Raw genomic sequence first — 17,688 nt, 5'->3', positions numbered from 1 at the left:
ATCGGGCTTCCGATGAACCGGCCAAGAGGCTACAAAGCGCCGCAGGACGGTGAAGAAGTGGCTCTTGCCGGAGCCGAAAGAGCCGCGAAGGCAGGCGGCCCCGGACTCGTTCTTCGTGCCCCCGGCCTTGACCACCCCATTCTCAGGCCCCCCCTTCCGGCACCCGGGACCGTGGCCGGAACAGCGGCCGGGACAGTGGCCGCGCCCCGCCCCGGATGCCGGGTCAGCGTAAGGACGTCGACGCCATCTACATCCCGAGTGGCACGACGTATTGGGGCGCGTACTCCGGCACTCCGAAGGAGCGGCTGCAAGACTCCGGCGACGACACGCGTACGGGGCCGTCCCCTGACGTACCGCCGAGTTCGGCGTTCGGCCACTTTCCAGCCCTTTTGGAGCGCTTCAGGAGTCCGTAGAATGCCAACGCACTCGATCAAGGTCAGGTGATCATCTGACCAAGATCGGACGGGAGCGAGGAGGCGTCGTGAGGCACGGAGTTCGACGGGGATGGGCCGCGGGCGCCGCGGCCCTCACGCTGCTGGCGGCGACCGGGACGGCGGCGCGCGCGGCCACCCCCGGCGCGGCACCCGGAGCCGCCGAGGCCGGCCGTCCCGCCGGCGGCGCGGCGAGGCCGGGTTCACTGCCGCTCGGCCCCGGCGGCCTGGCCGAGACCCGCACCACCCGGGACGTGGCCCCGGGCGTCGCCCTCACGACCATCACGCGTGGCCGGGTGTCGCCCGACGACTACTGGACCATCGAGGTCGGCATCCCCACCTCCTCCGACATCCCGCCGTCACCCGACCCGGACGCCGTCACCGCGGTCCTCGGGACGCACGCGGCGGCCGACGCGGTAGTCGCCCAGCTCACGGCGGCCGGCTGGACCGGCCAGGCGCAGCCGGTGTCCACCCCGGCGTTCTCCGACGTCAGGGCGGGCGTGATCGGCTACCGGGTGCGGGTCGGGCGGTACGCCACCCAGGTCGCCGCGAACGCCGCCGCCGGACAGCTGAAGGCCGCGCGTTTCAAGCCGTCGGTGGTCTACACCGGCTTCGACGGCGACTCGACCACCGGGCCCTGGGTCGTCCGCGCCCTCACCATCGACGTCCACCGGTTCCGCGGCACCGTCGCCGAGTCCCACGACGCCACCCTCGCCGGCCGCCGGACGACCGCCCAGATCGCCCAGGACACCGGCGCCCTCGCCGCCGTGAACGGCGGGTTCTTCGTCATCTCCCCGAGCGACGGGGTGCCCGGCGACTCGGCCGGCATCGTCGTGGAGCACGGCAGGCTGCTGCACGACGCGACCAACGGCCGGGTGGCGGCGATCCTGCGGGACGGCGGCCGCCGGGTCGAGCTGAAGAAGCTGTGGACGAGCATCGAACTGGTCGACGAACACGGCCGCACGCACCGGGTCGAAGGACTCAACCGCACCCCCGGAGTGATCCGTGACTGCGGCGGCGACGCGGAGGACAGCCCGACGTCCCTCCCCCGGCACGACGTCACCTGCACGGACCCGAACGAGCTGGCGGTGTTCACGCCGGAGTTCGGCGGGCCGCTGCCGACCGGGCCCGGCACCGAGGCCGTGCTGGACGCCCACGGCACGGTCGTGTCCACCGGGCCGCGCACCACCACGTCGGTGCCCGCCGGGGGCCGGGTGATCGAGGCGATCGGGACCGAGGCGTCCTGGCTCGGCGAGCACGCGGTCGCCGGGCACCGGCTGCGCCTCCGTACGAAGGTCACGGGCCCCGGCGGGCGGCCGGTCGGCTTCGGGCCGGACGACTCGGTCGTCAACGGCGGCCCGCGGCTGGTCACCGGCGGCCGCGTCGCCATCGCCCCGCAGGCCGACGGGCTGGTCCACCCGGGCGACCCGTCCTTCTACTACGGCTGGGTCCTGCGCCGTAATCCCCGCACCATGATCGGCACGGATGGGAACGGGCGGCTGCTGCTCGTCGAGGCGGACGGCCGGCAGGCGTCCCTCAGCCAGGGCCTGTCCATCGCCGAGGCCGGGCAGGTGATGAAGAGCCTCGGCGCTGTCCAGGCGATGAACCTCGACGGCGGCGGCTCGACGACGATGGTCGTCGGCGGCCAGATGATCAACTCGCCGTCGGACGCCACCGGCCAGCGTCCCGTCGGCGACGCCGTCGTCGTCCTGCCGTCGCGCCGCCGGTCGTAGCTCCCATCGCGCCACCGGAGCCGCTCGCCGGTGACCGCGCGGCCCGCTCGTCTCGTCCGGCGGCGTACGACCCCGCGCCCCGGCCGGAACGCCGTACCCACTGTCAGATGAACACGGATGTCTTTACGATTGACCCTCGGCTCGGCTTTTCCTTATCGCCGCGGCGGGCGACCAGTGGGGAGATCGATGGTTCGGGAGGCGCAGCCGGGGCAGGCCATCGGCGGTCGCTACCGGCTCGACGAGGTGCTGGCGGCGGGCGGGTTCGGACGGGTCTGGCGAGCGTGGGACCAACTGCTGCGGGTCACGGTCGCCGTCAAGGAGGTGCTGCTGCACCCGGCGCTGCCGCCCGCCATGCGCGCCCAGTTCCTTGAGCGCGCCGAACGCGAGGCCCGCAACGCGGCGAGGCTCCGCGACCACCCGCACATCGTCACCGTCCACGATGTCGTGATCGACGGAGACGTCCCCTGGATCGTCATGCAGTTCGTCGCGGGCCACTCGCTGGAGGACCACGTCAAGCGGTACGGACCGCTCTCCGTGAACGAGACGGCACGGCTGGCCAAAGCACTCCTGAAGGCGCTCGGCGCGGCGCACGAGGCCGGGATCATCCACCGCGACGTCAAGCCCGCCAACGTCATGATGGCCGACAACGGCTCCATCCTGCTCACCGACTTCGGCATCGCCGTCGCGCGCGACGACCGGTCGCTCACCGCACCCGGGACCTTCATCGGCACGATGAACTACCTCGCCCCGGAGCGCGCCCGCGGCCTCGACGGGCAGGGACCGAGCGACCTGTTCTCCCTGGGCGCGACCCTCTACTACGCGCTCGAACGCGTCCCCCCGTTCCACCGCGACACCACGGACGAGACCCTGTCCGCGATCATCGCGGAGGATCCGCCGGCACCCGAACGCGCCGGGCGGCTGGAACCCCTCATCATGGCGCTGATGAGGAAGGCGCCGGACAGGCGCCCGTCCGTCGCCGACGCGTTCCGTCTGCTCGACCGCTCGAAGGCCGCCGGCAAGAGCGGAACGTCCGGGAAGAACACGAACCCGGGGAAGACCGCGAAGACGAAACGGCTGACCGTGCCCGCGTCTGCCCACTCCCCGGCGAAGAAGCCCAAGCCGGCGAAGCCACCGGCGAAGCCACCGGCGAAGAAGTCCAAGCCACCGGCGAAGGAACCCAGACCAGCGAAGCTCTCGCCGAAGAGCACCGGGCCCGCGAAGCCGGCGGCGAAGACCTCGGACACCCCGAAGCAGCAGACCACGCCCCAGGAACCAGAGGAATCGAACGACTCGAGCGGCTGGATCGTCGCCCTGTGCATCGCCGCCGTCGTGGCGGTCCTGCTCTACCACGGCGACCGCGGTTTCTCCGTCTGGGCCACCGAAAGGCTCAACCTCTCCGGCTCCGTATCGTCCGCCAAGGCCGGAGACTGCATTCACTACATCAAGCGCAAGGACACCTGGGTCAAGGCCACCTGCTGGGCCGCCGCCACCGAGTACAAGGTGATGACCCGCGGTATCGCCCTGACCCGGGTGTCCTCCACGTCCCGATGCAACGCCGCCTGGACCGAGGTGGACATCAACGTGTGGTACTTCTGCGTCACGGCGAAGTGAGACCGCGGTTCTCCGCTGCGCCTCCGCACCGTGCGGTGATCCGACCGCCGAGCGTACGACGGACGGTGATCACCATGACGTCGCCCACCCGGGCGCCGGCCCTCCCGGGGCCGCGTGCCGGGACGCCGTCGCTTAGCGTGGTGACATGTCCGAGACGCCGGTCCACGGCGCGCACGGCAGGCCGCCCACCCGCGCGGAGCGCTGGGCGGCGTTCAAACGGTCGCCGTTCCTGCCCGCGACCGTGCTGGTGCTGATCATCTCGGCCGCGGCCGGGCTGTTCGCGGGCTCCTACACCTACTCCATGGCGAACCCCACGCCGCACTCCATCCCGGCGGCGATCGTGGGGAACTACCAGCCGGCACGCGCCAAGGCGTTCGTCGGCGGGCTGGAGAAGGCGCTGAACGCCTCTGTGAAGATCTACCCGTACCGGAGCCGGGCGGAGGCCGCCGACGCGATGGACGCCCAGAAGGTGTTCGCGATCCTCGACTTCCGCGACTCCGGCCGGATCGTCACCGTCGACGTGGCCGGGGCGTCGGGCGCCTCGGTGGCGCAGCTTCTGGAGCAGACCACGCCGAGAGTGGGCCGTGCCACGGGCGTCTCGGTCACGGTCCGGGACATCAAGCCGCTGCAGCGCGGTGACCCGCGCGGCCTGGCCGTGTTCTACGTCTCGATCGCCGCGGTGATCCTCGGGTTCGTCGGCGCCGTCCAACTCAGCGCGCACGCGGCGGCGCTGGCGCCGCTCGAGCGGATCGCGTTCACGGTGGCGTACTCGGTGCTCGGCGGGTTCGTCATCGTGGCGATCGTGAACTGGCTCCTGGGCGCGCTGCGCCTGCCCTTCGGCGAGTCCTGGCCGATCCTGTCGTTCACGATGTTCACCTGCGGCATGGTGTTCACGATGTTCAAGACCCTGTTCGGGCGCTGGGCGATGCTGCCCACGTGGAGCCTGATGGTCCTGCTCGGCAACCCCTCCTCGGGCGGCGCGGTCTCCTGGGCCCTCCTGCCCTCGCCCCTCGGCACCATCGGCCGCTGGCTACCGCCGGGCGCCTCGGTCAACGCCCAGCACACCGCGATCTACTTCCGCCACCACCAGCATGTCTTCCCGTTCCTCGTCCTCGCGGGCTGGTCGCTCGTGTCCTGCGCGGTCTTCTGGACCTGGCGGCACCGCCACCCCGGAGGCCGCGGGAGAGAACCCGCTCCCGCGACGGGGTGACACTCCCCGGACCCCCGTCATCCGTCCTGCGGCGAGCGGAGCTCGGCCATGATCCGGTCGAGGGCCGCCAGGTCGCCGGGGTCGAGGGCAAGGAGGGAGCGCGGCGGCCGGGCCAGGATGCGTTCGGCCTCTTCGGCCGCCGCGACTCCGGCCGGGGTCAAGGTGACGATCTTGGAGCGGCGGTCGTCCGGGTGGACGCTGCGTTCGACGAACCCGCGCCGCTCCAGGTCGTCGACGACCAGGGTGGTGTACGGCTTCTCGGTGACGAGCCTGGCGGTCAGCTCCCGCATCGTGAGGGGGCCGGGCAGCAGCCGGCGCAGCGCCTTGGCGCGGAAGAAGCTCATGCCGAGCGTTTCGGCGACCTCCTTGCGCCGGTCCTCCTGCGCTAGAACGAACGAGGACATCGCCGCCCAGACGCGGGCGACCGCGTCCGGGTCGGCGGTGGCCGGTGCCGCCGTGTCGCGCGGCGTCCCGGGCGTGTCGTTCATGGGCTCTCCTTCGCCGGGAGAGCTGCCAGAGATGCCGCGCTCATTCGCTGCTCATCGCCGCTCACTCACTCGCTCGCTCCGCTCGTTCATGCGCCCTCCTCCGGAACGGGAGGCCGGCTCACGCGGGATCCGCCGTCTCGGTCGAGCCGTGGATGAGGCGCTCGGCCGTGCGCTCGGCGGTCCGCCGGGCCCAGCGGCCGGTGGTGAGGATACCGAGGGAGAGGATCGCGGCGCCGCATCCGGCGACGACCCACCAGCCGACGTGGCTGGCGGCCGGGAATCCCGTGCGCAGCGGCCCGCGCACGGCGGACATGGCCAAGGAGCCGATGACCGCGACGCCGAGGGACTGGCCGATCTGCCGGCTGGTGGACGCGACGGCGGCGGCGACCCCCGCCTGCGCGCGTGGCATCCCGGAGACGGCGGTGTTGGTGATCGGCGCGTTGAGCATGCCGAAGCCCAGGCCGAACAGCACGTACGCGACCATGAGCCGCCACAGCGGGGTGTGCGCGGACAGGCCGGTCAGCATCAGGGCGCACAGCCCGATGGCGGTGCCGGCGATGACCAGGGGCAGCCGTGGACCGGAACCGCCCACGATCCGCCCCGACAGCGGCGCGCACACCGCCGTCAGCCCGGCCATCGGCAGGGTCAGCAGGCCGGCGTGGAGCGCCGTACGGCCGAGCGCGTCCTGCAGGTACAGGGTGTTGAGGAACAGGAAGCCGCCCAGCGCGGCGAAACCGCAGATCGCGACGACGGTCGCTCCCGCGAACGGGGCGCTGCGGAAGAACCGCGGGTTGATCAGCGGTTCGGCGCGCCGCAGTTCGTACCCCACGAGGCAGGCCAGGGCGAGGGCGGCCCCGAGGAAGCAGGCCAGGGTCTGCGCGGAGGCCCATCCGGCGGACGGCGCCTCGATGAGGCCGTAGGTGAGCCCGGCGAGCAGCGCGCAGATGAGGATCTGGCCGGCCGGGTCCATCGGGCGGGCGCGCGGCGCGCGCGACTCGGGGACGAACAGCGCGCACAGGACGATCGCGAGCAGGCCCACGGGGATGTTGATCCAGAAGATCGCCTGCCAGCCGGCCGAGGCGACCAGCGCGCCGCCCACGACCGGGCCCATGGCCATGCTGAGGCCGACCACGCCGCCCCAGATCCCGATGGCCCGCGCGCGTTCCCGGGGATCGGTGAACGTGTTGGTGATGATGGACATGGCCACGGGGTTCATCATCGAGCCCCCGACGGCCTGGACGACGCGTGCGGCGATCAGCCAGCCCAGACTCGGGGACAGCGAGCACAGCAGCGACCCGAGCGTGAACAGCGCGAGGCCCGTCTGGAAGGTGCGGCGCCGCCCGACGCGGTCCGCCGTGGAGCCGGACAGCATGAGCAGCGCGGCGAGCACGACGGTGTAGGCGTCGATGATCCACTGCAGGCCGGAGACGGAGGCGTGCAGATCGTGCTGCATGGACGGCAGCGCGATGTTCACGATCGTGTTGTCCAGGCCGACGATGAACAGGCTCATGCAGCAGATCCCCAGGATGAGCCAGCGCCGGCGCCGGCCCGTCTCCTGGGGGTGTGTCACGCCACGCACCGCGACACCATCAGTTATAGACATATAACCATTATGCCTGCTAACCAATCCTCGTGGCAGGCGGAGGCCGACGGGCGCGACCGGAGGCGCGCGGCGTCCCCCGGACGGCGGGGAGCCCCGGGCGACGGTCAGAGGTGATGGCGCAGGTGAAGGGCCGCGGGAAAGGGCGCCAGGAAGGTCTGGTCGGCCGCCCAGGCGATGCCCTCTCCGCGGGCGTGGTGGCTCAGCAGCGCGACGGGAAGGCTGAGCGGGGCGCCGCCGAGCCGGTACTCCTCGATGCTCGCGACGATGTCGTGCCGCCGCGTGTCGTCGAGGACCTCGCTGATCAGGCCGAACACGTGCTGGAGCGCGTTCGCGTTGCGGCCCCGCGTGGCCTTGCGGGCCAGCGCGGCGTCGAACAGCTCACGGTACGCGGCCTCGGTCTCCTCGCGCGGCCGGTCGCCGGCCCGGGCGACGACCCGCCCCGCCAGCCGGTACCCGGCGGGGTCGTGCGCGAGGATCTGGACCTTGTGGCGGGTGTGGAAGGCGACCAGGTCACGCGGGCGCCAGTCGCCCTCGAAGAGCTCCCGCAGCCGGGCCCGGGCGAACACCCGCTCGACGAACGCCTCCCGGAGCCCCGCGTCGTTCAGCCGGCCCTCGTCCTCCACCGGGAGCAGCGGGTCCGCGTCGATCAGCCGCGCCGCGTAGACGCCGCGACCGCGCCGGTCGGCGGGCCGCCCGTCCGCGCCGTAGCGCGGGATGCCCCGGATGCCACAGCTCGGCGACCTGGCCTTGAACACCTGGCCGTCGAGGCCCGGGGCCAGCGGCAGCGCGGCCATCGCGGCGGTATGGTCGGCGGCCAGGCTCCGGCTGACCAGGCGGTCGTCGGCCGTCAGCCGCAGCGTCTCCCGCGGCGTCCCCAAGCCGATCTCCATCTCCGGGCAGAACGGCACCCAGTCGACGTAAGGCGCGAGCTCGTCGGTGAGGAAGCGGCAGCGGCTGTGCCCGCCGTTGTAGCGGACCGGATCGCCGAGCAGGCAGCTCGACACCCCGATCCGCGGCCGGCCGATCGCGTCACGCTCCTGCGCCGCCATACGCCCCACTGTATTCCGGCCGTCGCGCGGTCTCCTGTCGCGGCGCCGGGGCCGGCCGGGGCCAGGGCTCGACCGAGGGCCGGGGCTTGGCAGGGAGCCGGGACTCGACCGGGGCCGAGGCTTGGCAGGGGTTTCGCGGAGCACCGGTTCCGGGTGCGCCGGGGACGTGCGGACCGTGCCGTACGAGTGTCAGCGGCTTGTCATTCGCGGGAGCGCAGACCATCGAGGACGACGCCCAGCAGATGCCGGGCGCGAGTGTCCCATTCCTCCTCGTCGAGCCGGGTGAGATAGCCGATGAGCAGGATGACGTCGCGGGCGTCGACGTCGGGCCGGATGGCCCCGGTGGCCTTGCCGGCCTCCAGCAGCGCGGTCATCGCGTCGCCGATCGGGCCGAGACTGTGCGCGGAGAGGTCCTGCCACACCCCCACCTCGACGGCGGCGAACACCCCGCGTTTGACCCGCGCGTAGTCGGCCACGCGATCGAACCAGCGGGCCAGCGCGGTGACCGGGTCGTGCTCGGCGAGCAGGACCGGCGCGACCTCGACGAGCTCCTCGACTTCGTGCCGGTAGACCTCGGCGAGCAGGTCCTCCCGCGTCGGGAAGTGGCGGTAGAGGGTGCCCTGGCCGACCCCGGCCTGCCTGGCGATCGCGTTGAGCTTCAACTCGTCCGAGCTCGCGACGACGGCCCGCGCGACCTCGACGATCCGGGCGCGGTTCTCGGCGGCGTCGGCACGCAACCGGGGTGTGTTCATCTGCCCTCCGCAGGACGACGTGGACAACCGGACACGTGTCCGCTAGCGTATATAAACGGACACGTGTCCACAATAATCGGAAAGAGGCCACGAATGTCAGCCATCACCGGCAAGGTCGTCGCCATCACGGGGGCCAGCAGCGGCATCGGAGAGGCCACCGCGCGACTCATGGCCGAACGCGGCGCCGCCGTCGTCCTGGGTGCGCGCCGGAAGGACCGTCTCGACGAACTCGCGAAGGACATCCGCGACCAGGGTGGCCGCGCCGTCGCGTGCGCCATCGACGTCACTCGCCGCGAGGACCTGGAGCGGCTCGTCGACCGGGCCGTGACCGGGTTCGGCCGGCTCGACGTGCTGGTGGGCAACGCCGGCATCAGCAAGATCGGGCCCGTGGCGGACCTGGACGTCGACGGCTGGTCGGCGATGATCGACGTCAACGTGCGCGGCGTGCTCCACGGCATCGCGGCCGCACTGCCCGTGTTCCGCCGCCAGGGCCGCGGCCATCTCGTGACGACGGTGTCGACGGCCGGGCTGAAGATCACCCCCATCATGGCGGTCTACGCCGGAACCAAGAACGCCGTGCGCACCATCATGGAAGGCCTGCGGCAGGAGTCGACCGACGGCATGCTGCGCACGACCTCGATCTCGCCCGGCTACGTCAGCACCGAACTCGCCGACTCCATCGACGATCCCGTGGTACGCCAGGGCATCCGCGAGAACATGGCGGAGTTCGCCATCCCGCCGGAAGCCGTCGCCCGGGCCATCGCCTTCGCCGTGGAACAGCCCGACGACGTCGAGATCGGCGACATCACCATCCGCCCGACCATCCAGGACTAAGAGGTCCGGGGTCTCGATGCCCGGTGCCCGTCACGTACGGCCGGGAAGGTCTTCGAGGCGGGCCGCGACGTCCGCGCTCTCCGGTGAGCCCGCGGCCGCGAGCAGCGTCCGCGCCCGCGTCCACGCGTCCTCGGCGGCCGCCGCGTCGCCCGCGGCGAGCAGAACGGCGCCCAGTGCGTCCAGCGCCCGCCCCTCCCAGAGCGGGGTACGGATCTCCGCGCACATCCCGGCGGCCTCCCGGAGCAGGGCCGTGGCCCGCACGTGATCACGCTCCCCGGCGTGACACCGGCCCAGGACGGTCAGGATCCGCGCGCCGAGCAGGCGCTCGCCCGCCTCGCGGGCGAGCGTCAGCGCCTCGTGCAGCAAGGGCCGCGCCTCCTCGAACCGCCCGCGGTGCAGCAGGATCTCACCGAGCCCGCACCGCGCCGCCGCGCCGCCCTGCGGGTCCCGGATCCCGTCGGCGACGTCCGCGAGCCGGGTGAACACCCGCTCGGCCTCCTCCAGCTCGCGCCGTCCGAGGTGGAACTGGCCGATCTGGTTGAGGAGCTGCGGGTGGACGCTCTCCCCGTCGGCACCGCCGAGCAGCGACCGTGCGGCGTCGAGGTAGGGCCAGGCGAGATCGGGCCGGGCCAGCTCGAGGTGGATCTGGCTGATACAGCGCAGGCAGATCACCTCGGCGCCGTGGTCCGCCGCGCGCCGGAGCCCGGCGAGGGCCTCCTGATAGCGGGGCAGCGCCTGGTCGTAGCGGCCGCACATGTGGTCGACGTAGGCGGCGATGGTGAGGCACAGCGCGCGGCCGTGCTCCTCACGCACGCTCTCGAAGAGCTCGATCGCCGCGCTCAGGTGCTCCTCGGCCTGCGCGTACCGCTGGCGGGCGACGGCGAGGTGGGCGAGTCCCGTCAGGGCGAACGCCTCCCCCCGGCGATTCCCGGCGCGGCGGGTCGCGGTCAGGGCGGTCTCCGCCGTGACGCGCCACTCGTCGTGGTGGGCGACCGTCTCGAAGACGGACCACAGGCTGCACGCCAGGTCCCAGCACAGCTCGTCCAGTTCCAGGCGGGCCGCCTGGCCGACCGTGGCGAGCAGTGCGGGCCGCTCACTCTCGTACCAGGCCACCGGGTCGGCGCACAGCTCCGGGGGAGCCGGCCAGCGCGGGGCGGAGCCGTGCAGGACGGCGTAGTCGCCGCCGAACAGCCGCATGTGCGCCTGTTCGGCCAGCGCCAGCCAGCCGCCGAACGCCCGCGTCAGCGCGGCCAGCCGCTCGGACCGGTCGTCGTGGCGTTCGGCGAGTTCGCGCGCGTAGACCCGGACGAGATCGTGGAACCGGTAACGGATGGCGGGCCCGTCGACGCTCCGCACGTCGAGCAGCCGGGCGTCGAGGAGCTGGTCGAGCCCGCGCTCCGCCTGCCCGGGCGCGACGCCGAGGAGGGCGTCCGCGACCCAGGAGGCGAAGTCGGGTGCGTCGAGCAGGCCGAGGAGGCGGAACAGCCGTCGCGCGTCCGCGTCCAGCCCCGCGTAGCTCAGGGCCAGCCCGGCCCGCACGGCGAGGTCGCCGACGGCCAGCTCGTCGAGGCGGGAGCGCTCGTCGCGCAGCCGTCGTGTCAGGTCCGTCAGCCGCCAATGCGGCCGGGTCCGCAGCCGGGCGCCGCAGATCCGGACGGCCAAGGGAAGCCCGCCGCACAGCGCCGCGATCTCCAGGGCCGCGTCGGGCTCGGCGCCCACCCGCTCGGCGCCGGCGATGCGCCCGAGGAGCTCGACGGCCGGCCCGGAGGCGAACACCTCCAGGTCCATGTGGTGCACGCCCTCGAGACCGGCCAGGCGCCGCCGGCTGGTCAGCAGCACGGCGCAGGTCGGCGTCCCGGGGAGCAGCGGCCGTACCTGAGACTCGTCGGCCGCGTTGTCCAGCAGGACGAGGACCCGCCGGGAGGCCAGCAGGCTGCGGTACAGGGCGGCGCGCTCATCCAGCGTGTCGGGGATCTTCTGCCCGTCCACGCCGAGCGACCGGAGGAAACGGGCCAGCACGTCGGCGGGGTCGAGCGGCGTGTCGTAGGCGCGCAGGTCGACGTAGAGCCGGCCGTCGGGGAAGACGTTCTCGACCCCGTGCGCCACGTGCACCGCCAGGGTCGTCTTGCCGACGCCCGCCATGCCGGCGATCGAAGAGATCACGACGGCCTTGGCCTCTTCGTCGATGAGCAGCCGGGTCAGTTCCCGTACCGGGGCGTCGCGGCCGGAGAAGTCGCCGGCGTCGGGCGGGAGCTCCGCCGGCCGGGGTGCCGGGCCCGCTCCGGCCGGGTCGTCGGCGGGCCAGGCCGGGCCGGCGGCCTCGCTCTCGGCCACCGCGATCCGTTTGCGCGCCGCCAGCCACGGCACCGGGTCGATGCCGCACGCCCGGACGAAGACCTCGACGAACTCCTCACGGGGCAGGGTGTCGCGCTGCAGCGCCGTGGCGATCGTGCTGTACGGGAGAGGGACGCCTTGCAGCCCGCTCCGTTTCTCCACCTGCCGGTAGGTCAGCCCGGACCAGGCTCGCAGCCGCCGGAGCAACGCGGTGAACTCCTGCGCCGTCGAGGCTTCGCGCGGGTCCGGAAACGCATCGTTCTCAGCGTCCTGCGCCGCCAAGAGGTCTCCCTGCCATCGAGGGCCCACGGCCGGGGCCTGTGCTCGCGAGGATCCCCGGCTTCTTATTTGCCTGAGCTTGAAATTATTTACCTGATCTTGAAAATCTGCGCCAGGTAAGCCGGATTTCGGGCATCCGTCACCCTCCCTTGCGGCCCGGCGATCGAGGGTACGGCGGTCGCGCCGCTCAGTCCTGGTCTGTGGGGAGCAGGGTGCCGAGCGGGCCAAGGTCGAGGTTGAGGTCGGCCATCGACAGCCCGAACCGCTCGCACAGCTCCTCCATCGCCTCTTCCAGGCGCATGAGCGTCACGCCGATCTCTTCGACCTGCTCGTCGGACAGATCGCCCTGGTCGACCCGCCGGATGCACTGGCGCTCGACCAGCTGCCGCACGAGCTCCACCACGGTCAGCACCAGTTGCGCCAAGTCGCGCTGGACGGTCTCGGAGTCCGCCTCGATGCGCCGGCCCCCACGGCGCACCGGGGCGCCCGCGGCGGGCCGACCGGCGTCCGGCGGAGAACCCGCACCCACCGAAGGACGCACGCCCGCCGGAGAAGCCCCGCCCGCCGGAGGAGCGGTGTCCGCCAGAGGAGCCGCGCCCGGGTCGCGCGGCGGCGCGTGGAAGGGCTCGTTCACGACGGCACCGCCCCCGGGAGGTCATCGCGCCGCGGTGCGATGACGTCGTCGCCGCCGACCGAGCCGATCAGCACCCGCAGGGAGATCCGGACCAGGTCGACGTCGGCGATGGACAGGGTCAGGTCGCCGCTGATGACGACGCCGCCGGCCAGCAGCCGGTCGAGGAGGTCGACCAGCGCGACGCGCTGCGCCGGAACGCCGCCCCGTGCGGCCGGCGGGCGCTCGGCGGAACGGTCGACCGTCACGCGGCCCCTCCCGCTCCGGGTTCACTGATCGTGAAGGAGTACGGCGCCCACGGCCCGGTCAGCTGAACGTCCAGTTCCGGGTCGCGGAGCGCGGCGACCGCGGCGGCGAACTCCTCACCGCGCTCGTCGTCGACCAGGTAGGCGCCGTTCAGCACCATCCAGTCGTCCCGGCCGGACAGCTGCGGGTCCTGCGCCCGGTGGTGCCGGCGCGCGACCGCGATTCCGGTCAGGACCGAGTCGATCCGCTCGGCCCGCGAGGCCGCCCGGCGCCACGCCTCCTCGCGCGTCCGCAGGCTCGTCCGGCGGCGTTTCAGATACGCCGTCCCCGGGCGCCCGAACGCGCCCTCCGGCGCCTCGCCGGCCCCCGTGTCGTCCGGTTCCGCGTGCCGCGGGGCCGCGTAGACCTTCACCCCCCATTCCCGCCGCCCGGCCACCCGGGCGAGGACCTCGGTGAACTCCTCCGCGCGGTCGCGCAGAAGACGGCCGATCTGCTCGTCGGCCCGGTAGACGGTCACGAGCCGTACGGGTGCGACCGGGCCGGTCTCCGCCACCGCCTCGACGACCTGGTGGTGGGCCCGCGCCGTCGCCTCCAGCCACGTCAGATCCTCCAGGTTCCGCCTCAGCGCGGCCTCCCCGAACTGCGCGAGCGGCACCGTCCCGACGTACGCGACGAGCCCGGCCGCCGCGACCGTCCGGACCGGGGTGCCCAGCAGCCCGGTCAGGCCCGGCGGCAGGGGCGCCCCGGCGTCCCGGGCGATGGCGTACAGGTACGTCACGGTGTCAGTCACGGCGGCGCTCCGGATCGGCGTGGCGGCGTTCCGGTTCCTCGATGCGGCCGCGGTCCCGGCCGCGTTCCGGATCACGTTCCCGGCCGGGTCGCGACTCCGCACGCGGCTCCGCCGGCTCCGGGCGCGGCGCGTCCACGGCCCGGCGCCCGTGACGGCCCTCCTCCAGGTCCTCGACCCGCTCCCGCAGCCGGCGGTTCTCCTCCTCCAGTCCGCGGCGGTCGCCGGTCAGCCACGGGTCGTGCTCCCACCAGTCGATCCCCAGCTCGCGCGCGGTCTCGACCGACACGACCAGCAGCCGCAGCTTGATGGTGAGCAGCTCGATGTCGAGGAGGTTCACCTGGATGTCGCCGGCGATGACGATGCCCTTGTCCAGGACGCGCTCCAGGATGTCGCCGAGGTTGGCGCCCTCGCGCCCGCCACCCGGCCCGCCCCCGTACGGCGTGACGTAGCCGCCCCGCGGCCGCTCGGGCGTCATGACGCCTCGCTGCGGCCGCGTGGGTACCGCTGGATCCGCCGGTACGCGACGAGGCCGCCCTCCTCGTCGACCTCGACCTCGTACAGCGCCAGTGTGTCCGAGGAGGAGGGGACGCGACGGGCCTCGAGCAGTTCGACGCCGGCGACCCAGCCGTTGTCCGCCGGGTGGATCGCCACCACGCCCTCCGCGGTCCGGTTCGTGAGCGCGGTGATCTCCCGCAGCGCGGCGTGGGCCGCCTCCCCCGCGGACAGCCGCCTCCGCCCGGCCGTCGCCGCGCCGCCGCGCCCCGGCCGGGGCTCCGGTTCGTCCTCCTCGTAGCCGGTGGCCTCGTCCTCGGCGTACTCGGTCTCGTAGTCGGCGCCGTAGTCCTCGTCCACGTCGTCATCGAGCCGCCGACGCGCGCGTTCCGGCCGGTCTCTGCGGCTGACGGACACGGTTTCTCCCTTCCGGCGGGACGGCCGGGACCCGCTACGGGGCGCCGGTGGCCTGCCCGCCGATCAGCCGGCCGAGGATCTCCTGCTGCGCCTCGGCCTCTTCCTCCTCGGAGATGAGACCCGCCTGCCGCCGCCGCTCGATCTCCTCCAGCTGGGCGCGGATCGCCATCGGGCTGTTGAGCTGCTGGTCCACCTGCTGCTCGATGAGCTCGCCGAGCTTGATGACGCCCTGCACCGGAAGGAACGGCAACGTGAGGATCGACGAGACCAGGCCCATGGCTCAGGCCCCCGGACTCGGCGTGACGACGAAGTCGTACGGCGCCATCGGGCCGAGCAGGCGGAGGGTGACCCGGCCCTGCCACTCCTCGGCCACCTTCGCCACGGCCTTCTCGAACTCGGAGCGCCGGTCGGTCTCGACGAGGAAGGCCACCTGGACGGCGTCCTCGGGATGCGTCGGCCGGCGCGGGACGCTGGCCCGCGCGTACTCCCCGAGCGTCTGGGCGGCCCACTGGGTGTCGGCGTCCCGCTTGGCGGAGATCGCCTGGTTGATGAACTCGCCGAGCCGGATCCGGGCGTCGCGGGTGAGCTCCTCCGGGCGGTCGCGGATCTGCTCCAGCAGACCCGCGGCGTCCGGGTTCTCCGACATGATCTCCCGGAGCACGGCGCGCTCCTCGTAGCGTCCCTTCAGGGTGTACTCGACCCGTCCTTCGATCTCGTCCAAGGCCGCGAGGAACTGGTCGTGGTTGGCGGCCAGCAGTTCCCGCTCCACCGCCTCCCGGCTCGTGAGGACCGCGCCGAACCGCATCGGCAGGACGGGGACCTCCACGGCCGCGTCGTCCAGGAGCCGCTCGTGCGCGGTGAGGTCCTCCGGCCGGCCGATCGGGCCGCCCAGGTCGATGTCGCTGACGAGTGCCGCGATCTCCCCGTGGCGCACCAGGTCGACGTCGTAGTCCCGCAGTCCGCGGGCGTCGGGGGTCAGTTCCACGTCCCCCGGCAGGATGCCGTACACGTAACAGGCCGTGTCGCGCACCTTCTCGGCCGGGCGGGTCTGTCCAGGTGCCGTCATCTCACTCCTCCCCCGATCGGCGGCGCCGGCGCGGCACCGACCGCTCGGCGTCGTCCATCCCCACGAACTCGCGGAGCTTCTCGCCGACGCCCTCGATGGCGCCCCGGGTCTTATACTTCGCGCCGCCCTCCTGCAGGTCCCGCATCAGACCGGGGATCCCCTGTTCCTCGGTCTGCGTCAGGTCCAGGCGGTTGGCCGCCTCGGCGAACTGCAGGTACGTGTCGACGCTGGCGACGACGATGCGCGCGTCGATGGCCAGCACCTCGATGCCGACGAGCGACACCCGGACGTAGGCGTCGATGACGAGCCCCTTGTCCAGGATCGTGTCGATGACGTCGGCCAGGCCGCCGCCCGACGGGCGCCCGAGTCCACCTCCGCCCGCCGGCTGTACTGCCGTGGTCATGGTCCCCCCAGTGGTTCCGTCGGTCAGCCGCGGCGCTCGCGGCGTGCCTGGCGCTCGGCCCGGTCCCCTCGCCCGGTGTCGCCGCGCCGTCTGCCGGAGGTCACGGGCTCACGACGCCTGTGCTCCTCCTCGCCGGGTTCCTCTTCGCCCTCGTATTCGGGCTCCTCCTCGCCGGGTTCCTCCTCGCCCTCGTACTCCTCCGCGTACTCGCCCTCGCGCTCGTACTCCTCTTCGCGCCCGCGCTCCGGCTCTTCCTCCTCCTCGCGCGGGGTCCGCTCCGGCCGGCCCTCGCCCTTCTCCTCCTCGCGCACGGCGGTCTCGTGGTCCTTGACGACCTGACCGTCGCGGATCTCGCCTCGCCAGCCCTCGATCTGGTCGGGGCGCAGAACCGCCTGGGTCATGACATGCCGCCGGAAGTGCTTGAACTCCAGGCGCGCGCGGCGTCCCTGGGCGCGCCAGAGGTTCCCGGTGCGCTCGAACAGCCCCTGCGGGTGGTACTCCAGGACCAGCGCGATCCGGGTCATGTCCGGCCCGATCTCGCTGAAGGCCACGGCGCCGTCCACATATCCCTTCGCGCCCCGCGACCGCCAGACGATCCGCTTGTCGGGGATCTGCTCGATGATCGTCGACTCCCAGATGCGGTGCGACCAGAAGACCTGCGCCTTCCACTGGAGCTTCTCGTCGCTCTCCTGGTGGACGTTCTCGACCTTCTTCATGAAGGACGGGAAGTCCTCGAACTGCGTCCACTGGTCGTAGACGAGCCGGATCGGCGCGCCGACGTCGAGCGTCTCGACGATATTGATGACCTTGATCTTCTGCCCCTTGCCGCCCTTGTCGCCCTTGCCCAGCTTCTGCTGCAGCTTCGTCTTGGCGTACGCCTTGGCGGCGGCGAAGCCCGGAGCGAGCCGCTCCCGCAGCGACCCTTCCTTGCCTCCCCCGGCCAGGGCGGACAGCACCCCTCCGCCCGCGCCTTTGGCGAGGCCGGACAGCAGGCCGCCGCCCTCCCCCTTGGCGAGGCCGGACAGCAGGCCGCCCTTCCCCTTGGCCAGACCGGACAGGAGGCTCCCACCGGCGCCTCCCGTCAGAGCGGACAGCAGCCCGCCTCCCCCGCCTTCGGAGTAGTCGCCGAGCCGGTCCGTGGTGCCCTCGATCCGCTCGAGCAGGCGCGAAGCGGCGCGCGTCCCCATCGCTGCGATCAGTTTCTGCACCTCGCCGAGCAACCGGTCGGTGTGAAGGTCCTTGAGCAGGTCACCGCCGGGAAGCCGCTCAGTGGTCTGCTTCAGCGGATCGGTCACCGAGCGTGTCGTGTCCGTCATCGA

18 protein-coding genes are annotated in these 17,688 nt (G+C 72.8%); 4 read left to right on the top strand and 14 right to left on the bottom strand.

Going from position 1 to position 17,688, the window contains the following annotated elements; translation table 11 throughout:
• Positions 1-481: 481 nt before the first annotated feature.
• From NE235_RS01395 to NE235_RS01385, 3 genes are all read left to right on the top strand, one after another.
• Positions 482-2,164: a phosphodiester glycosidase family protein gene (locus NE235_RS01395; RefSeq protein ID WP_252798798.1), complete on the top strand. Its 1,683-nt coding sequence runs from the start codon at positions 482-484 to the stop codon at positions 2,162-2,164.
• A 186-nt stretch (positions 2,165-2,350) separates the two neighbouring features.
• Positions 2,351-3,775, top strand: coding sequence for a serine/threonine-protein kinase (locus NE235_RS01390; RefSeq protein ID WP_252798797.1), 1,425 nt, complete (start codon positions 2,351-2,353; stop codon positions 3,773-3,775).
• 145 nt (positions 3,776-3,920) lie between these two features.
• Positions 3,921-4,985: an ABC transporter permease gene (locus tag NE235_RS01385; protein WP_252798796.1), complete on the top strand. Its 1,065-nt coding sequence runs from the start codon at positions 3,921-3,923 to the stop codon at positions 4,983-4,985.
• A 17-nt stretch (positions 4,986-5,002) separates the two neighbouring features.
• Here the strand turns inward: NE235_RS01385 and NE235_RS01380 are convergent, their stop codons facing one another.
• The 4 genes from NE235_RS01380 to NE235_RS01365 all read right to left on the bottom strand — a co-directional run bounded on the left by NE235_RS01380 (position 5,003) and on the right by NE235_RS01365 (position 8,877).
• Complete coding sequence (locus tag NE235_RS01380; protein ID WP_252798795.1) at positions 5,003-5,473, bottom strand: MarR family winged helix-turn-helix transcriptional regulator; 471 nt, start codon at positions 5,471-5,473, stop codon at positions 5,003-5,005.
• A gap of 118 nt (positions 5,474-5,591) precedes the next feature.
• Entirely contained in the window at positions 5,592-7,052 is a 1,461-nt protein-coding gene (locus tag NE235_RS01375; RefSeq protein ID WP_252798794.1) for an MFS transporter, read from the bottom strand.
• Between the two features lie 128 nt (positions 7,053-7,180).
• Positions 7,181-8,125 (bottom strand): DUF523 and DUF1722 domain-containing protein, encoded by a 945-nt coding sequence (locus tag NE235_RS01370; protein ID WP_252798793.1) that lies wholly within the window; start codon positions 8,123-8,125, stop codon positions 7,181-7,183.
• 200 nt (positions 8,126-8,325) lie between these two features.
• Positions 8,326-8,877, bottom strand: coding sequence for a TetR/AcrR family transcriptional regulator (locus NE235_RS01365; protein ID WP_252798792.1), 552 nt, complete (start codon positions 8,875-8,877; stop codon positions 8,326-8,328).
• A gap of 93 nt (positions 8,878-8,970) precedes the next feature.
• Between NE235_RS01365 and NE235_RS01360 the strand changes: the two genes are divergently transcribed.
• Positions 8,971-9,711 carry an SDR family oxidoreductase gene (locus NE235_RS01360; RefSeq protein ID WP_252798791.1) on the top strand — a complete coding sequence of 247 codons (741 nt, stop codon included), beginning with the start codon at positions 8,971-8,973 and terminating at the stop codon, positions 9,709-9,711.
• A 30-nt stretch (positions 9,712-9,741) separates the two neighbouring features.
• Here NE235_RS01360 and NE235_RS01355 read toward each other — a convergent pair whose 3' ends face one another.
• The 10 genes from NE235_RS01355 to NE235_RS01310 all read right to left on the bottom strand — a co-directional run bounded on the left by NE235_RS01355 (position 9,742) and on the right by NE235_RS01310 (position 17,685).
• On the bottom strand, positions 9,742-12,327 hold the full coding sequence (locus NE235_RS01355) for an ATP-binding protein (RefSeq protein WP_252798790.1): 2,586 nt from the start codon (positions 12,325-12,327) through the stop codon (positions 9,742-9,744).
• Positions 12,328-12,511: 184 nt separating this feature from the next.
• Positions 12,512-12,958, bottom strand: coding sequence for a gas vesicle protein K (locus NE235_RS01350; RefSeq protein ID WP_252798789.1), 447 nt, complete (start codon positions 12,956-12,958; stop codon positions 12,512-12,514).
• Complete coding sequence (locus tag NE235_RS01345) at positions 12,955-13,203, bottom strand: gas vesicle protein (protein ID WP_252798788.1); 249 nt, start codon at positions 13,201-13,203, stop codon at positions 12,955-12,957. Before NE235_RS01345 ends, NE235_RS01350 begins: the two co-directional genes overlap by 4 nt.
• A complete protein-coding gene (locus tag NE235_RS01340; protein ID WP_252798787.1) occupies positions 13,200-13,991 on the bottom strand; it encodes a GvpL/GvpF family gas vesicle protein in 792 nt (263 codons plus the stop codon). Before NE235_RS01340 ends, NE235_RS01345 begins: the two co-directional genes overlap by 4 nt.
• Entirely contained in the window at positions 13,984-14,466 is a 483-nt protein-coding gene (locus NE235_RS01335) for a gas vesicle protein (RefSeq protein WP_252798786.1), read from the bottom strand. Before NE235_RS01335 ends, NE235_RS01340 begins: the two co-directional genes overlap by 8 nt.
• Positions 14,463-14,900 carry a gas vesicle protein GvpO gene (gene gvpO / locus NE235_RS38025; RefSeq protein WP_252798785.1) on the bottom strand — a complete coding sequence of 146 codons (438 nt, stop codon included), beginning with the start codon at positions 14,898-14,900 and terminating at the stop codon, positions 14,463-14,465. Before gvpO ends, NE235_RS01335 begins: the two co-directional genes overlap by 4 nt.
• Before the next feature lie 34 nt (positions 14,901-14,934).
• On the bottom strand, positions 14,935-15,177 hold the full coding sequence (locus NE235_RS01325) for a gas vesicle protein GvpG (protein WP_252798784.1): 243 nt from the start codon (positions 15,175-15,177) through the stop codon (positions 14,935-14,937).
• Between the two features lie 3 nt (positions 15,178-15,180).
• A complete protein-coding gene (locus NE235_RS01320; protein WP_252798783.1) occupies positions 15,181-15,966 on the bottom strand; it encodes a GvpL/GvpF family gas vesicle protein in 786 nt (261 codons plus the stop codon).
• A 1-nt stretch (position 15,967) separates the two neighbouring features.
• Positions 15,968-16,369, bottom strand: coding sequence for a gas vesicle protein GvpJ (gene gvpJ / locus NE235_RS01315; RefSeq protein WP_252798782.1), 402 nt, complete (start codon positions 16,367-16,369; stop codon positions 15,968-15,970).
• A gap of 23 nt (positions 16,370-16,392) precedes the next feature.
• Positions 16,393-17,685: an SRPBCC family protein gene (locus NE235_RS01310; protein WP_252798781.1), complete on the bottom strand. Its 1,293-nt coding sequence runs from the start codon at positions 17,683-17,685 to the stop codon at positions 16,393-16,395.
• Positions 17,686-17,688 lie beyond the last annotated feature (3 nt).

The organism is Actinoallomurus spadix, assembly GCF_024055725.1.
Lineage (GTDB): Bacteria > Actinomycetota > Actinomycetes > Streptosporangiales > Streptosporangiaceae > Actinoallomurus > Actinoallomurus spadix.
This window is presented reverse-complemented; position numbering and strand designations above follow the sequence as displayed.

What these genes read in the sequence shown, in the direction of transcription:
- NE235_RS01325 (WP_252798784.1), bottom strand. Translation starts at nt 15,177, where the DNA reads ATGGGCCTGGTCTCGTCGATCCTCACGTTGCCGTTCCTTCCGGTGCAG.
- NE235_RS01380 (WP_252798795.1), bottom strand. Translation starts at nt 5,473, where the DNA reads ATGAACGACACGCCCGGGACGCCGCGCGACACGGCGGCACCGGCCACC.
- gvpJ (WP_252798782.1), bottom strand. Translation starts at nt 16,369, where the DNA reads ATGACCACGGCAGTACAGCCGGCGGGCGGAGGTGGACTCGGGCGCCCG.
- NE235_RS01360 (WP_252798791.1), top strand. Translation starts at nt 8,971, where the DNA reads ATGTCAGCCATCACCGGCAAGGTCGTCGCCATCACGGGGGCCAGCAGC.
- NE235_RS01390 (WP_252798797.1), top strand. Translation starts at nt 2,351, where the DNA reads ATGGTTCGGGAGGCGCAGCCGGGGCAGGCCATCGGCGGTCGCTACCGG.
- NE235_RS01310 (WP_252798781.1), bottom strand. Translation starts at nt 17,685, where the DNA reads ATGACGGACACGACACGCTCGGTGACCGATCCGCTGAAGCAGACCACT.
- NE235_RS01370 (WP_252798793.1), bottom strand. Translation starts at nt 8,125, where the DNA reads ATGGCGGCGCAGGAGCGTGACGCGATCGGCCGGCCGCGGATCGGGGTG.
- NE235_RS01365 (WP_252798792.1), bottom strand. Translation starts at nt 8,877, where the DNA reads ATGAACACACCCCGGTTGCGTGCCGACGCCGCCGAGAACCGCGCCCGG.
- NE235_RS01385 (WP_252798796.1), top strand. Translation starts at nt 3,921, where the DNA reads ATGTCCGAGACGCCGGTCCACGGCGCGCACGGCAGGCCGCCCACCCGC.
- NE235_RS01335 (WP_252798786.1), bottom strand. Translation starts at nt 14,466, where the DNA reads ATGACGCCCGAGCGGCCGCGGGGCGGCTACGTCACGCCGTACGGGGGC.
- NE235_RS01320 (WP_252798783.1), bottom strand. Translation starts at nt 15,966, where the DNA reads ATGACGGCACCTGGACAGACCCGCCCGGCCGAGAAGGTGCGCGACACG.